The organism is Natronomonas sp., assembly GCF_046710025.1.
In the GTDB taxonomy this organism is placed as follows: Archaea; Halobacteriota; Halobacteria; order Halobacteriales; family Haloarculaceae; genus Natronomonas.
This window is the reverse complement of record NZ_JBKEGK010000060.1, coordinates 1-12,479: the sequence shown is the minus strand read 5'-3', so window position 1 is coordinate 12,479 and position 12,479 is coordinate 1. Positions and strand designations below refer to the sequence as shown.

Annotated in this window: 21 protein-coding genes, 1 tRNA gene and 2 pseudogenes; 20 read left to right on the top strand and 4 right to left on the bottom strand. The window is 62.9% G+C overall.

Annotation, left to right across the window (positions count from 1 at the left end; translation table 11 throughout):
• The 3 genes and pseudogenes from ACI944_RS06120 to ACI944_RS06110 form a co-directional block, all read right to left on the bottom strand.
• A pseudogene (locus tag ACI944_RS06120) lies at positions 1-1,056 on the bottom strand (hypothetical protein); the annotation flags it as partial.
• Positions 1,057-1,093: 37 nt separating this feature from the next.
• Positions 1,094-1,675 carry a DUF2150 family protein gene (locus ACI944_RS06115; RefSeq protein ID WP_411718174.1) on the bottom strand — a complete coding sequence of 194 codons (582 nt, stop codon included), beginning with the start codon at positions 1,673-1,675 and terminating at the stop codon, positions 1,094-1,096.
• 52 nt (positions 1,676-1,727) lie between these two features.
• Entirely contained in the window at positions 1,728-2,039 is a 312-nt protein-coding gene (locus tag ACI944_RS06110; RefSeq protein WP_411718173.1) for an MTH1187 family thiamine-binding protein, read from the bottom strand.
• Between the two features lie 125 nt (positions 2,040-2,164).
• On the opposite strand from ACI944_RS06110, the gene ACI944_RS06105 reads away from it, so the two are divergent.
• Complete coding sequence (locus ACI944_RS06105) at positions 2,165-2,332, top strand: hypothetical protein (RefSeq protein WP_411718172.1); 168 nt, start codon at positions 2,165-2,167, stop codon at positions 2,330-2,332.
• A 180-nt stretch (positions 2,333-2,512) separates the two neighbouring features.
• Here ACI944_RS06105 and ACI944_RS06100 read toward each other — a convergent pair.
• Positions 2,513-2,583 (bottom strand) — tRNA-Gly (locus tag ACI944_RS06100).
• A 189-nt stretch (positions 2,584-2,772) separates the two neighbouring features.
• On the opposite strand from ACI944_RS06100, the gene ACI944_RS06095 reads away from it, so the two are divergent.
• The 19 genes and pseudogenes from ACI944_RS06095 to ACI944_RS06005 all read left to right on the top strand — a co-directional run.
• Entirely contained in the window at positions 2,773-3,609 is an 837-nt protein-coding gene (locus ACI944_RS06095; protein WP_411718171.1) for a putative RNA uridine N3 methyltransferase, read from the top strand.
• A 5-nt stretch (positions 3,610-3,614) separates the two neighbouring features.
• Positions 3,615-4,625 (top strand): 50S ribosomal protein L3, encoded by a 1,011-nt coding sequence (locus ACI944_RS06090; RefSeq protein ID WP_411718170.1) that lies wholly within the window; start codon positions 3,615-3,617, stop codon positions 4,623-4,625.
• Between the two features lie 3 nt (positions 4,626-4,628).
• Entirely contained in the window at positions 4,629-5,375 is a 747-nt protein-coding gene (gene rpl4p / locus ACI944_RS06085) for a 50S ribosomal protein L4 (protein ID WP_411718169.1), read from the top strand.
• Positions 5,372-5,620: a 50S ribosomal protein L23 gene (locus ACI944_RS06080; RefSeq protein ID WP_411718168.1), complete on the top strand. Its 249-nt coding sequence runs from the start codon at positions 5,372-5,374 to the stop codon at positions 5,618-5,620. Before rpl4p ends, ACI944_RS06080 begins: the two co-directional genes overlap by 4 nt.
• Before the next feature lie 2 nt (positions 5,621-5,622).
• On the top strand, positions 5,623-6,354 hold the full coding sequence (locus ACI944_RS06075) for a 50S ribosomal protein L2 (RefSeq protein WP_411718167.1): 732 nt from the start codon (positions 5,623-5,625) through the stop codon (positions 6,352-6,354).
• Entirely contained in the window at positions 6,351-6,773 is a 423-nt protein-coding gene (locus ACI944_RS06070) for a 30S ribosomal protein S19 (protein WP_411718166.1), read from the top strand. The genes ACI944_RS06075 and ACI944_RS06070 overlap by 4 nt, the downstream gene beginning before the upstream one ends.
• A gap of 2 nt (positions 6,774-6,775) precedes the next feature.
• Positions 6,776-7,240, top strand: a complete 465-nt coding sequence (locus ACI944_RS06065) for a 50S ribosomal protein L22 (RefSeq protein ID WP_411718165.1) — start codon at positions 6,776-6,778, stop codon at positions 7,238-7,240.
• Positions 7,240-8,154 carry a 30S ribosomal protein S3 gene (locus tag ACI944_RS06060; protein ID WP_411718164.1) on the top strand — a complete coding sequence of 305 codons (915 nt, stop codon included), beginning with the start codon at positions 7,240-7,242 and terminating at the stop codon, positions 8,152-8,154. The genes ACI944_RS06065 and ACI944_RS06060 overlap by 1 nt, the downstream gene beginning before the upstream one ends.
• A 2-nt stretch (positions 8,155-8,156) precedes the next feature.
• Positions 8,157-8,366, top strand: coding sequence for a 50S ribosomal protein L29 (gene rpmC / locus ACI944_RS06055; RefSeq protein ID WP_411718163.1), 210 nt, complete (start codon positions 8,157-8,159; stop codon positions 8,364-8,366).
• Complete coding sequence (locus ACI944_RS06050) at positions 8,363-8,686, top strand: ribonuclease P protein component 1 (RefSeq protein ID WP_411718162.1); 324 nt, start codon at positions 8,363-8,365, stop codon at positions 8,684-8,686. The genes rpmC and ACI944_RS06050 overlap by 4 nt, the downstream gene beginning before the upstream one ends.
• A pseudogene (locus tag ACI944_RS06045) lies at positions 8,677-9,009 on the top strand (30S ribosomal protein S17); the annotation flags it as partial. The gene ACI944_RS06050 and the pseudogene ACI944_RS06045, both read left to right, overlap by 10 nt.
• Before the next feature lie 11 nt (positions 9,010-9,020).
• Positions 9,021-9,419 (top strand): 50S ribosomal protein L14, encoded by a 399-nt coding sequence (locus ACI944_RS06040; RefSeq protein WP_411718161.1) that lies wholly within the window; start codon positions 9,021-9,023, stop codon positions 9,417-9,419.
• Positions 9,420-9,421: 2 nt separating this feature from the next.
• Positions 9,422-9,784 (top strand): 50S ribosomal protein L24, encoded by a 363-nt coding sequence (rplX, locus tag ACI944_RS06035; protein ID WP_411718160.1) that lies wholly within the window; start codon positions 9,422-9,424, stop codon positions 9,782-9,784.
• Positions 9,781-10,563 carry a 30S ribosomal protein S4e gene (locus ACI944_RS06030; RefSeq protein ID WP_411718159.1) on the top strand — a complete coding sequence of 261 codons (783 nt, stop codon included), beginning with the start codon at positions 9,781-9,783 and terminating at the stop codon, positions 10,561-10,563. Before rplX ends, ACI944_RS06030 begins: the two co-directional genes overlap by 4 nt.
• Entirely contained in the window at positions 10,560-11,102 is a 543-nt protein-coding gene (locus ACI944_RS06025; protein ID WP_411718158.1) for a 50S ribosomal protein L5, read from the top strand. Before ACI944_RS06030 ends, ACI944_RS06025 begins: the two co-directional genes overlap by 4 nt.
• Positions 11,099-11,278, top strand: coding sequence for a 30S ribosomal protein S14 (locus tag ACI944_RS06020; RefSeq protein WP_411718157.1), 180 nt, complete (start codon positions 11,099-11,101; stop codon positions 11,276-11,278). Before ACI944_RS06025 ends, ACI944_RS06020 begins: the two co-directional genes overlap by 4 nt.
• A gap of 2 nt (positions 11,279-11,280) precedes the next feature.
• Positions 11,281-11,673, top strand: coding sequence for a 30S ribosomal protein S8 (locus ACI944_RS06015; RefSeq protein WP_411718156.1), 393 nt, complete (start codon positions 11,281-11,283; stop codon positions 11,671-11,673).
• Between the two features lie 3 nt (positions 11,674-11,676).
• On the top strand, positions 11,677-12,249 hold the full coding sequence (locus ACI944_RS06010) for a 50S ribosomal protein L6 (RefSeq protein WP_411718155.1): 573 nt from the start codon (positions 11,677-11,679) through the stop codon (positions 12,247-12,249).
• On the top strand, positions 12,249-12,479 hold a 231-nt coding region (locus ACI944_RS06005), incomplete at its 3' end, for a helix-hairpin-helix domain-containing protein (protein ID WP_411718154.1). The genes ACI944_RS06010 and ACI944_RS06005, both read left to right, overlap by 1 nt.

Here is a 12,479-nt window from a genome sequence, read left to right as displayed (position 1 = left end):
GGATAGGACAGCATTCGATGGAGTCTTGCCTTGGTTCTTTGCGTTGTAGAAATTGATTCTAGCATCTGTGACTGTCGCATTTGAATCAATACTTCTGAATGTCAGGGCTAGATAATTGTCATTTCCTTTGTTTTGGTTTCTCTCTACATTATCAAGAACAACATCTGTCGGATTAAGTATATCTGTTCCATTATCGGAAGAATCTTGACTTGGAGGGCTCGGAGGGCTTGGACCGAACGCTGGGTCACGGTCAAGTCCTGCGGCTGCACACGAGACGTTATAATTCCCTAAATTCCCACCATCTTCAGCTTCAATCCGCACCCGTCCGTCACCATTAGGTATCGCGTCAACCTCCATATCCTCTAGAATTGTGCCTTCCCATTCGTCAGCGCTATACTGGCTGGGTATTATAATATTAGAGACAGCTTTTGCTTCCGTTGTCCTGTTCCGTCGACTAGCGTTAATATCGAAGGAGTATGATTCCTGACTGGCGCGAGACACCGACCCATTCAATAATAAAAGATTGATCTCATTCGATGATTCCCGAATCAGCCGTTGCTCATCATACACGTTCCCGTCCCTGAACTCCCGAGCGACGAACCTATTTTCGTATGAAACAGATCTAGGACTCCCAAACTCATTATAACTAGGCGTGTAGCGTAGCGAGTTGGTTGTCGGCGTATCGGTTCCACATACGTCTGTGGCTATATTTTCGCCGTCGGTCGAGTTGACCACTACTTTCCGATTTCCATCGTCTATCGTCTCCAACTGCCCCGAGACGGGTGGCGGATTCAACGCAAGCAAACGGGCGGGATACTGCGTCCCGAGTCTGAAGGTGGCGGCACGCTCTTCATTGCTTCCGACTGAGTTCACCAGCGTGCTCCGGAACTCGGTGAAATCGTTCTGAATGTCCTGAAAGTGGTTAAATTCCACTTCGCCGTTCTGGTTCGGCACGACGACCGCCTGATACGACGAGAAGGCGATGACGAGAATGCCGAACAGAAGAATAAATCCGACCAGCGTCGACTGCGCGCGCTCGTCGGGTCCGAACATCATGACCGAACAACGCGACTGGTAAATAAAAACGTACGCCCTATTCGTCTTCCTCAACCAGTTCGGGGTCGGCCAGCGCCCGCCCCAACGAGTCGAGGCCGTTGACCCAGTCGGCGACCAAGCCGTACTCGATCTCCTCGGCGACGTCCATGCCGAGTTCCTCCCCCTCGACGATGAGCGTCCCGGCCTGGACGCAGTGTGCGAGCGCGGTATCGAGATCTTCCTCGTCAGCTTCGGCCGCGGCGGCAGCGCGGAGGTGTTCCTCGACTGTTCCCTCCTCGGCGGGGCCGCCGACGATGTACTCCTCGGCGGTGTAGAAGGCGCAGACGAGCGAGGTCTGAATCCCGTCGACGAGCGTCAGTTTCTCTTCGTTGCCGATCTCGACCTCCGAGAGTACGATTTCTCGAATGCGGCCGAGTTCTTTCGCGGCGGCGTCGGCATCGAGTTCACCGTCCTCGTAGTCGGTGATGACCTTCGCGATGGCGATCGTGGCGTCATCCAAGAGATTGAAGAACAAGCGCGCAGAGTCGTCGCTCTCGGGGTCGATGTTTTCCTCGCGGAGCCGGTCCAACCAGTTGTTCCAGCGGTCGTCCGTATAGTACTCGTCGGGGGGGCTGCTCATGCCCGAAGATACGGGGGGCCGGGGATATGCCTTTTCCTTACCGTTGATTGCGCTATCGCTCCTTTTTTGGGTCTCGACCCAGTTCGTCCTCGACGGCGTCGACCTTCTCACGGGCGCGGAGTTCGTGCGCGCGCTTGTCGTCGATTTTCAGCACCGTGCTCACGCGGTCGGCGTCGACGGCTTTGTGCGCCGCCCCCGCCGCAGCGAAGATCGTGTCGATGTCGTCGGCTTCGATCACCGTCCCCATCGGGTTCGTCTCGTAGGCAACGTCGAAGTCATCGAGCGCGTCCACAGCGGCCGCGACCTCACTTGCCATGCTGTCCTCGATCACCGGTGCCACGCTCAGGAGTGCCACGACAGTCATGGGTTCTGTATCGACCCGAAGCAAGATAGTCGCCCCGGTGTCTCCTATCAGACCAAGGTTTATATTCCGAATATCGCCACGTAAAAAATGCGCCCGACGAGACGATAGAAACCATTCGCACGCTGTTGGAGTCGGCGCTTGAACACGTCGATGGTGATGAGACAAACTACAAACTCCGGACGGCGCTACAACTGCTCGACTTCCAAGAGAGCCAGATCGAACGCATCCAGACCGCCGCCGAGAACGATAGGGAACTCAGAGAGCGCCTCGATACTCTCGGCTATCTCGAGTAGACTGCTCCAGTCGACGCTCTTCGGTATCGAGTGAGTCGCTTACCCAGAACTCCGTTGAACGGGCCCCCCTCGCCCACCTGTCACGGGTTCGGGATGCGATTCGCGCCCCATCGCTTCCCGTTCACGCTCAAGAGGCCTCGCTGGCGCTCGCGGTGCTCACCGGTTTGCTCGTCGGAGGAATGCGCTGGCGGGGATTTGAACCCCGGTTGTGACCATGGCAAGGTCACGTGATACCACTACACTACCAGCGCGCCTTCGCAACTTCTCGTACCGGAGAGATGAATAAAAGGCTTGCGGAAGAACGCGCGGCCGCCGAGTGCGAACGCTCCACGCGAAATCCCTGTCAACAGAGCGCATAACCGCCACGTACCGCGTTGCTTTTAAGTGTGGGTTCGGTATGATCGACACAGTCTCGTGAACGGACACGGAAGCGACACGGTATGACGCACAGCGTGCTCGTGCCGTCGTCTCTGACCCGAGAAGCCGAGGACAAACGCGAGGCAACTCGCAAACTCGGTTACGTCGCCCGCGCGGCGACGGTCTTTCGGGTCGACCGCCTCGTCGTCTACCCCGATCGGGGGGGCGACGACGGCCGGTTCGGCGACGGGTTCGTCGGCACAGTGCTTGAGTACGCCGCTACGCCCCCATACCTCCGAAAGGAGGCCTGGGGCAAGCGGGACGAACTGGAGTACGTCGGTGTCCTACCGCCGCTTCGTGTCCGTGCACAGACCGGCTCCGGATCGGATGGTTCGGGGTCGTTAAGACAGGGAATCGTGACCGAGGTCGGATCTGACGGGCGCGTCCGGGTCAATTGCGGACTGCAACACCCGATCTCCCTGCCGGTGCCGCCGTCGATGGCGGTTTCGGCCGGGGAACGCGTCACCATCAGGGTCTCTTCGCGAGAACCGGTTCGCGCGAAACTCGTGGCCGAACCCCCACCGGGGTTCGCCGTTGAGCGCGCGGCCATCGACAACTGCCTTGCCCGGCCGGACGCTGGCATTCGAATTGCCGCGTCCAGGCACGGGGAGGTATTAACGGTTGATCGGCTCGGGGAGCTCTCCGAGCAGACGACCGACGACGGACTCACGGTCGCCTTCGGCGCCCCCGAACGGGGCTTGCCGGAGATACTCGGCTGTGAGCCACACGCGGAGACCATCGGCGACGAACCGAACACGCGGTTCGACCTTTGGCTCAATACGGTTCCGAACCAGGGTAGCGAGGTCGTCCGGACGGAGGAAGCTCTGTTCGCGACGCTTGCGCCCCTCACACTGGAGTGAGATAAATGCCACAACCAAGCAGACCACGAAAAGGCTCGATGGGCTTCAGCCCCCGCAGCCGTGCGGCCAGCGAGGTGCCGCGGTTCAACTCCTGGCCGGACGACGAGGGACAACCCGGGTTACAGGGCTTCGCCGGATATAAAGCCGGCATGAGCCACGTCGTGACGATCAACGACGAACCCAACTCCCCCCGAGAGGGGCAAGAGGAGACCGTTCCGGTGACCGTCGTCGAGACGCCACCCATGCGGGCTGTCGCCGTTCGAGCTTACGAAGACACGCCGTACGGAAAGCGGCCGCTAACCGAGTCCTGGACCGACGAGGTTCACGAGGATCTCGGTCGCGCGCTTTCCGTCCCAGACGAACAGTCCGGCGACGCCGAAGGCCAGATCCGCGACGCACTCGACGCGGGTGCTCTCGCGGACGTGCGGGTCATTACCCACACGCTGCCGAGCGGGCTTTCGAGCGTCCCGAAGAAGCGCCCCGACGTGATGGAGACACGCGTCGGCGGTGGCGCCCTTGCGGATCGAGTCGAATTCGCGTTCGACCTCGTCGACGATGGGGGCGAACACGCCGCGACCGACGTGTTCCGCGCCGGCCAGTACGCCGACGTCGCGGGCATCACGAAGGGCAAAGGAACGCAGGGTCCCGTCAAGCGATGGGGCGTTCAAAAGCGGAAGGGCAAACACGCCCGCCAGGGCTGGCGCCGACGCATCGGCAACCTCGGCCCGTGGAACCCATCGCGGGTCCGCTCAACGGTCCCTCAGCAGGGACAGACCGGCTACCACCAGCGAACCGAGTTGAACAAGCGGCTCGTCGATCTTGGTGACGAAGACGTCACACCCGACGGCGGCTTCGTCAACTACGGCGAGGTAGACGGTTCGTACGCCCTTGTGAAGGGCTCCGTTCCGGGTCCCGGCAAGCGCCTCGTTCGGTTCCGCCCGGCGGTGCGACCGGCCGACCAACCGCGCCTCGACCCCGAGGTCCGGTACGTCTCCACCGCTTCCAATCAGGGATAAATCATGCAGGCAACAGTACGCGACCTGGATGGCGACGACGCGGGCGAGGTTGAGTTGCCGGCCGTCTTCGAAACGACGTTCCGGCCCGACCTCATCAAGCGCGCGGTGCTCGCCGCCCAGGCTAACCGACAGCAGGACGCAGGTACCGACGAGTACGCGGGTCTCAGAACCCCGGCGGAGTCCCAAGGCAGCGGCCGCGGGATGGCACACGTCCCGAGACAGAACGGGCGCGCACGCGAGGTGCCGCAAGCTGTCTCCGGGCGCCCCGCCCACCCGCCGAAGGCCGAGAAAGACCGCGGACTCGATATCAACACGAAGGAGCGCAAACTCGCCACGCGGAGCGCGATCGCCGCGACCGCCGACGGTGAACTGGTCGCCGCTCGCGGCCACGAGTTTGAGGACGACCTCGAACTCCCGCTCGTCGTGAGCGACGAGTTCGAGGAACTCGTCAAAACAAAGGAGGCCGTCGAGGTCCTCAAAACGCTGGGCGTCTACGCTGACATCGGGCGCGCAGAGGACGGCAAGACGGTCCGGGCCGGCCGCGGAACGACCCGCGGGCGGAAGTACACGCAACCGAAGTCGATCCTCGTCGTGACGAGCGAGGAGCCCTCGCTTGCGGCCCGCAACCTGGCTGGCGCCGACGTCGCGACCGCGGACGAGGTCAGTACGGAGGACCTCGCTCCCGGCACCGACGCCGGTCGGCTCACGCTGTGGACCGAGAGCGCGCTCGAGGAGGTGGCCGAGCGATGACGATCAAACATCCGCTCGTCACCGAGAAGGCAATGAACGACATGGACTTCGAGAACAAACTACAGTTCGTCTGCTATTCCGAGGCGACCAAACCCGAGATTGCCGAGGCCGTCGAATCGCAGTTCGACGTGTCGGTCGACTCGGTCAACACGCAGGTTCGAACGGAGGGCGACAAGAAGGCGACCGTCACCCTCTCGGCGGACGACGACGCCCAGGAAGTCGCTTCACGAATCGGGGTGTTCTGACAATGGGACGACGAATCCAAGGTCAGCGACGTGGTCGCGGGACATCGACGTTCCGTGCGCCCTCACACCGATACAAGGCGAACCTCTCGCACCGAAACGTCGAGGACACCGACATGGTTACCGGGGAGATCGTCGGGATCGAACACGACCCGGCCCGATCGGCGCCGCTGGCCGACGTGCAGTTCGACGACGGCGACCGTCGCCTCGTCCTCGCCCCCGAGGGCGTGGCGGTCGGCAACGAGATCCAGATCGGCGTCTCTGCGGAGATTAAACCGGGGAACACGATGCCGCTCGCGGAGATCCCCGAGGGCGTTCCCGTCTGTAACGTCGAGCGACAGCCCGGCGACGGCGGGAAGTTCGCCCGTGCCTCCGGCGTGAGCGCGACGCTTCTCACCCACGATCGCAACGCCGCGGTCGTCGAACTGCCGAGCGGCGAGATGCGCCGGCTATCGCCGGAGTGTCGTGCCACGGTCGGCGTGGTCGCCGGCGGCGGTCGAACAGAGAAGCCGTTTGTCAAGGCCGGCAACAAACACCACAAGATGAAATCCCGCGGGACCAAGTACCCGCGAGTCCGCGGTGTCGCGATGAACGCCGTCGACCACCCATTCGGTGGCGGCGGCCGACAGCACCCGGGCAAACCCAAGAGTATCTCCCGCGACGCGCCGCCGGGCCGGAAGGTCGGCGACATCGCTTCCAAGCGGACCGGCCGTGGCGGGAAAGGAGGACGAGAATGAGTTCGGAATACCAGATCGGCCACGAGGGTGATTTCACCTATCGTGGTCACACGCTCGACGAGCTGCAGGAACTGTCGCTCGACGAGGTCACGGAACTGCTTCCCGCACGCCAGCGGCGAACCATCAAGCGGGGCCTCTCCGTCGAACAGGAGAAGCTCCTCGAAAAAGCCCGCGAGGCGGGCGAAGAGGAAACTGCGAACAACCCGATCCGGACGCATCTGCGCGATATGCCGATCGTCCCGGTGTTCGTTGGGCTCACGTTCGCGGTCCACAACGGCCAGTCGTTCGAACGCGTCGAGATAGAGCCGGAGATGATCGGCCACTACCTCGGCGAGTTCCAACTGACGCGGAACTCGGTCGAACACGGACAGGCCGGCATCGGTGCGACCCGCTCCTCGAAGTTCGTACCGCTCAAATAACTATGGGAATCAGCTACAGTGTCGACGCCGACCCGGACGAGACGGCGAAAGCCATGCTTCGGGAGCGTCACATGAGTCACAAGCACAGCAAGGAGATCGCACGCGAGATCAAGGGCAAGACGGCCGCCGAGGCCGTCTCCTACCTCGAGTCGGTCATCGAGGGCGAGACGTCCGTCCCGTTCAAATCCCACAACAGCGGTGTCGGCCATCGTAACGACATCGACGGCTGGGACGCGGGCCGGTACCCCGAGAAGGCCTCGAAGGCTTTCCTCGACCTCCTCGAGAACGGCGTCAACAACGCCGACCACCAGGGGTTCGACGGCGAGGACATGGCGATCGAACACATCGCGGCCCACAAGGTCGGAGAGTCTCCCGGCCAGAGACCGCGAGCGTTCGGTCGCGCCTCGCAGTGGAACACTCCGCAGGTCGACGTCGAACTCGTGCTCGCACGGGAGGATGAAGACTAATGGCGGACGAACACCAGTTCATCGAGGACGGACTTCAGCGGACCCAGATCGACGAGTTCTTCGCCGAAGAGCTCTCGCGCGCCGGCTACGGTGGCATGGATGTCGCCAAGACGCCGATGGGAACACAGATCGTCCTGAAGGCAGAGAAGCCCGGGATGGTTATCGGCAAGGGCGGCAAGAACATCCGCAAGATCACGACGACGCTCGAAGAGGACTTCGACCTCGACGACCCCCAGATCGACGTTCAAGAGGTTGACGAGCCGGATCTGAACGCACAGATCGTCGCCGATCGGCTGGCGAACGCCCTCGAACGTGGCTGGTACTTCCGGAAGGCCGGCCACACGACCATCGACCGGATCATGGACTCGGGCGCGTTAGGCGCCGAGATCATCCTGAGCGGAAAGGTCACGGGCGCACGCTCCCGCGTCGAGAAATTCAACCGCGGCTACATCAAGCACAACGGCGAACCCGCCGAGACGATCGTCGACAGCGGTGTCGGCACCGCGGTGATGAAACTCGGCACCATCGGCGTGCGCGTGAAGATCATTCCGCCGAACGCGGAACTCCCCGACGATTTCGAGGTCTACGAGGACATCGAGGTCGAGGACTTCATTCAGGAACCCGAGGGCGACGTCGAGGAGCTCCTCGAAGAACCCGACGAGGCCGACGCCGAATCGGTTGGCGCCGACCCCGAGGAGGTCATCGAGGAGGAGACGGCCGAGGCGGTCGAGGAAGTTCCTGAAGAGGAAATCGTCGACGAGAGCGTCGATGGCGAGACCGGCGATTCGCCGGCAGCGGCCGACGAGGTCGACACCGACGAGCCCGAGGATCTCGACGAGGATGTCGAGGCCGAGGCAGAAGAGCTCCTCGGTGAAATGGAAGGCGAGGACGAATCCGACGAGGAGGCTGAGTAACGATGGCTGTCCTACACGTCGAGGCGATCCGCGACATGACGCCCGCCGAACGCGAGGCGGAACTCGAACAGCTCGAGACGGAACTGCTCAACGAGAAGGCAGTGCTGGCCGCCGGTGGGGCCCCCGAGAACCCGGGCCGGATCGGCGAGCTGAAACGCACGATCGCCCGTCTGAAGACGGTACAGCGAGAGGAGGGCGACTTCGAGGAATGACCCCCGAAACGCTCGCCCGCCACGAACTTGCCGGCCTCGACGTGGCCGTTACGGCCGCGTTGAATCCCGATCTGATCGGGATCAGCGGCCGCGTTCGCGACGAGACGATGCGGACGTTGCTCGTGGCGGCGAGCGATGGGGTCAAACAGGTGCCGAAGGCGGGGACGACGTTCCGCTTCGCGCTCAAGGAGTGTGGGGCGCTACGCGCCTCGGACAACGAGAGCGGGCAGCGCCCGCGAGCCGTGATCGTCGAGGGCGACCGACTGCTCGCCCGACCCGCCCGACGCAGCGAAACACACAGAGGTTCACTATGGCAATAGGACTCGACGTAACACAGCCTCCGGAGCCCGAAACCCCGGAGGAGTACGACTACGAGACGTGTCCCTTCTACGGTGAGTTGCCCGTCCGCGGGCAGGTCATCGAAGGGACAGTCGTCTCGACTGACATGGACCGTACCGTCGTCGTCGAGCGGGAGTACGAGGTGAACGTACCCAAATACGATCGTCAGATGAAGCGACGATCGAAGATTCCGGCGCACGTGCCGGGGGTACTGGAACCGCTCACCGTTGGCGACGACGTGAAGATCGCGGAGACACGACCGCTCTCGAAGACAAAGAGCCACGTCGTGGTCGAGGTCACGGAGGCTGATGCCTGATGGAGGCACTCAACGCCGACGTGACGCAAGGATTGGAGAAGGGCTCGCTCATCACGTGTGCCGACAACACCGGCGCGCGCGAGTTGCGAGTCATCTCTACGGCCGGCTACTCCGGCACCAAGAACCGCCATCCGAAGGCGGGACTCGGTGACAAGGTGACCGTCTCGGTCACCAAGGGAACGCCGGAGATGCGACGGCAGGTGCTTGAGGCGGTCATCATCCGCCAGCGCAAGCCGATCCGACGACCCGACGGCACCCGCGTGAAGTTCGAAGACAACGCGGCCGTCATCATCGACGAGAACGAAGACCCCCGCGGAACCGAACTCAAAGGACCGATCGCCAGAGAGGTCGCCGAACGCTTCGGCTCCATCGCCTCGACGGCGACGATGATCGTATAGCTATGACACGACAACCAACCAAACAGCGCAATCGACAGGAGCGCGCCCCGCTGCACGAGAAACAAAAGCAGGTTCGTGCACCGCTGTCGTCGGAGCTCCGCGAGGAGTACGGCCAGCGGAGCGTCCGCGTCAACGCGGGCGATACGGTCGAGGTCCAACGCGGCGACTTCGCCGGCGAGACGGGCGAGGTCGTCGACGTGAACCTCCGCCACGCGGAGATCAACGTCGAGGACGTGACGCTCGAGACGGCGGACGGCGAGGAAGTTCCCCGTGCGCTCGAAGCGAGCAACGTCCAGGTGACGGAGCTCGACCTTGAGGACGAGGTTCGCGAGGCGCGCCTCGAAGCCGAGGAGGACGACGAATGACGAAACATCAAAAACGGCTGGCCGTGCCGAAATCGTGGCCGGTCGAACGGAAAGAGGAGACGTACACGACGAAGGCCGCGGCGGGTCCGCACGGCGGGGCGGGGGTCCCCCTGCTCATCGTTCTGCGCGACGTGCTCGGCTACGCCGACTCGAAGAAGGAGGCGCGCTACGCGCTCGGCCAGGACAGCGTCCTGGTCAACGGGACGGCTATCTCCGACGAGCGCCAGCCGATCGGGATGTTCGACATCCTGGCCTTCCGAGAGCGTGAGGAGTACTACCGCGTGTTTCCCGACGAGGGCGGCCGGCTCTCTTTGACCCCGATCGACGCCGAGTCGGCGGGATCGAAACTCGGGAAGATCGCCGGCAAGGCGCAGGTGCCGGGCGGCGACACCCAGTTGACGCTCCACGACGGGCAGACACTGCTCGTCGAGGACGCGACGACCTACGACGGCAACGACTCGATCGTGGTCTCGAACGACGGCAACGAGATTGTGGCCCACTTCACCTACGAGGAGGGCGCACTCGTGACGGCCGTCAGCGGGGCCCACGCGGGCCGGATCGGGACGATAGACGAGATCCAGGTCACACCCGGTTCCTCGCCGAACAACGTTCTCATCGAGACCGAAAGCGGCGAGGAACGCTTCGAGACGATCGAGGAGTACGTCGTCGTCATCGACGAGAACTTCACGGGCGATGCGGACGACGCCGACGCGGATGCCGACGAGACTGACGTGGCGGACGCGGACGAGACGGACGCCGACGGAGGTGAAGACGAATGAGCTCCGAGTCCGAAGGGGGCGAGTTCCACGAGATGCGAGAGCCGACCGTCGAGAAGGTCGTCGTCCACATGGGCGTCGGCCAAGGCGGTGAGCCGCTCGCACAGGCCGAGGAAATCATCGGCGAGGTCGCGGGCCAACAGCCGGTTCGGACCACCGCGAAGCGGACGATACAAGATTTCAACGTCCGTGAGGGCGATCCGATCGGTACGAAGGTTACGTTGCGCGGTGAGGACGCAGAGGCGTTCCTCGGGACGGCGCTACCGCTCGCCGAACTGCACGAGGCGCAGTTCGACAAGACCGGCAACTTCAGCTTCGGCGTCGAGGAACACACCGACTTCCCGGACCAAGAGTACGACCCCGAGATCGGGATCTACGGCCTTGACGTGACAGTCAACCTGGTTCGGCCCGGTTACCGAATCAGCAAACGGAACAAGATGGCCCGAGCGATCCCGTCCGGTCATCGGCTGACAGCCGAGGACGCGGTCGCGTTCCTCGAATCGAAGTTCGATGTCGACGTCAAAGCGGAGGAAACAGAATGAGCGAATCAGAATCCGAACAACAGACGGGCGAGCAGGCCGCAAAGCGGACCGGCCAGCTCGAAGCGTGCCAGCGCTGCGAGCGCGAGCAAGGACTCGTCGGCAAGTACGACATCTGGCTGTGCCGACAGTGCTTCCGCGAGATTGCACGCGGTATGGGCTTCAGGAAGTATAGCTAACCATGGCGGACAACGATCCACTGGCCAGCGCGCTGTCGGGACTCGACAACGCCGAGAGCGTCGGCCATCTCGAACAGACGATACAGCCCGCCTCGAACGAAATCGGCTCTGTGCTCGAGGTCTTTTACGACCGCGGGTACGTCGGCGGCTTCCAGTTCGTCGACGACGGCAAAGCCGGGCGATTCGAGGTCGAACTAAACGGCGCCATCAACGAGTGTGGCACGGTCAAGCCCCGCTACGCGGCGGGAGCGGACGACTTCGAGAAGTGGGAGAAACGGTTCCTCCCCGCCCGTGACTACGGGACGCTCATCGTCACGACCAGCCACGGCGTCATGAGCCACTACGAGGCCCGCGAACAGGGCGTCGGTGGACAGGTAATCGCGTACGTGTTCTGACCAATGCGACGAGAAATCCACATTCCGGACGGAGTCACGGCGACGATGGACCACCTCGAGTTGACGGTCGACGGACCCAAAGGGAGCGTCACGCGACGCCTCTGGTACCCCGACATTTCGGTGTCGGTCGAGGGCGTTCCAACGGAGTCCGAACAGGACGACGCTGAAACTGTTGACGCGGTCGTCATCGTTTCGCACGAAGAGAACGCAAAGACCAACTCGACGGTCGGAACCTTCGAGAGCCACGTGGCGAACATGATCCACGGCGTGACAGAGGGCTGGGAGTACGACATGGAGGTGTTTTACTCTCACTTCCCGATGCAGGTCTCCGTGCAGGACAGCGAGGTCGTCATCGAGAACTTCCTCGGCGAGAAGGCGCCGCGACGGACGCCCGTCCGCGGCGATACCGAGATTTCGGTCGACGGCGAGGAGCTAACGATCCGTGGCCCGAACATCGAGGACGTCGGCCAGACGGCGGCCGACATCGAACAACTGACGCGCGTTCCTGACAAGGACACGCGCGTCTTCCAGGACGGCGTCTACATCACAGGGATGCCGGACCGAGGTGATGTCTAATGAGCGACAAGGAACCAGACAACGAGTACGAGGCACTGACCGACATCAGCGGCGTCGGTGATGCGAAAGCCGAGAGCCTCCGTGAGGCGGACGTCGAGACGGCCGACGATATCCGCGAGCTATCCCAAGAGGAACTCGCAGATATCGACGGGATCGGCAACGCGCTTGCAGCCCGTATCAAGGCCGACGTCGGCGACCTCGAGGTCGCTTCCGAGACGGAGGCCGAGGTC

Excerpts from the sequence above, each read along its gene's own strand:
- ACI944_RS06010 (WP_411718155.1), top strand. The coding sequence starts at position 11,677 with ATGCGACGAGAAATCCACATTCCGGACGGAGTCACGGCGACGATGGAC.
- rpmC (WP_411718163.1), top strand. The coding sequence starts at position 8,157 with ATGGCTGTCCTACACGTCGAGGCGATCCGCGACATGACGCCCGCCGAA.
- ACI944_RS06050 (WP_411718162.1), top strand. The coding sequence starts at position 8,363 with ATGACCCCCGAAACGCTCGCCCGCCACGAACTTGCCGGCCTCGACGTG.
- ACI944_RS06030 (WP_411718159.1), top strand. The coding sequence starts at position 9,781 with ATGACGAAACATCAAAAACGGCTGGCCGTGCCGAAATCGTGGCCGGTC.
- ACI944_RS06020 (WP_411718157.1), top strand. The coding sequence starts at position 11,099 with ATGAGCGAATCAGAATCCGAACAACAGACGGGCGAGCAGGCCGCAAAG.
- ACI944_RS06080 (WP_411718168.1), top strand. The coding sequence starts at position 5,372 with ATGACGATCAAACATCCGCTCGTCACCGAGAAGGCAATGAACGACATG.
- ACI944_RS06110 (WP_411718173.1), bottom strand. The coding sequence starts at position 2,039 with ATGACTGTCGTGGCACTCCTGAGCGTGGCACCGGTGATCGAGGACAGC.
- rpl4p (WP_411718169.1), top strand. The coding sequence starts at position 4,629 with ATGCAGGCAACAGTACGCGACCTGGATGGCGACGACGCGGGCGAGGTT.
- ACI944_RS06065 (WP_411718165.1), top strand. The coding sequence starts at position 6,776 with ATGGGAATCAGCTACAGTGTCGACGCCGACCCGGACGAGACGGCGAAA.
- ACI944_RS06025 (WP_411718158.1), top strand. The coding sequence starts at position 10,560 with ATGAGCTCCGAGTCCGAAGGGGGCGAGTTCCACGAGATGCGAGAGCCG.
- rplX (WP_411718160.1), top strand. The coding sequence starts at position 9,422 with ATGACACGACAACCAACCAAACAGCGCAATCGACAGGAGCGCGCCCCG.
- ACI944_RS06115 (WP_411718174.1), bottom strand. The coding sequence starts at position 1,675 with ATGAGCAGCCCCCCCGACGAGTACTATACGGACGACCGCTGGAACAAC.
- ACI944_RS06015 (WP_411718156.1), top strand. The coding sequence starts at position 11,281 with ATGGCGGACAACGATCCACTGGCCAGCGCGCTGTCGGGACTCGACAAC.
- ACI944_RS06040 (WP_411718161.1), top strand. The coding sequence starts at position 9,021 with ATGGAGGCACTCAACGCCGACGTGACGCAAGGATTGGAGAAGGGCTCG.
- ACI944_RS06060 (WP_411718164.1), top strand. The coding sequence starts at position 7,240 with ATGGCGGACGAACACCAGTTCATCGAGGACGGACTTCAGCGGACCCAG.
- ACI944_RS06090 (WP_411718170.1), top strand. The coding sequence starts at position 3,615 with ATGCCACAACCAAGCAGACCACGAAAAGGCTCGATGGGCTTCAGCCCC.
- ACI944_RS06075 (WP_411718167.1), top strand. The coding sequence starts at position 5,623 with ATGGGACGACGAATCCAAGGTCAGCGACGTGGTCGCGGGACATCGACG.
- ACI944_RS06070 (WP_411718166.1), top strand. The coding sequence starts at position 6,351 with ATGAGTTCGGAATACCAGATCGGCCACGAGGGTGATTTCACCTATCGT.
- ACI944_RS06095 (WP_411718171.1), top strand. The coding sequence starts at position 2,773 with ATGACGCACAGCGTGCTCGTGCCGTCGTCTCTGACCCGAGAAGCCGAG.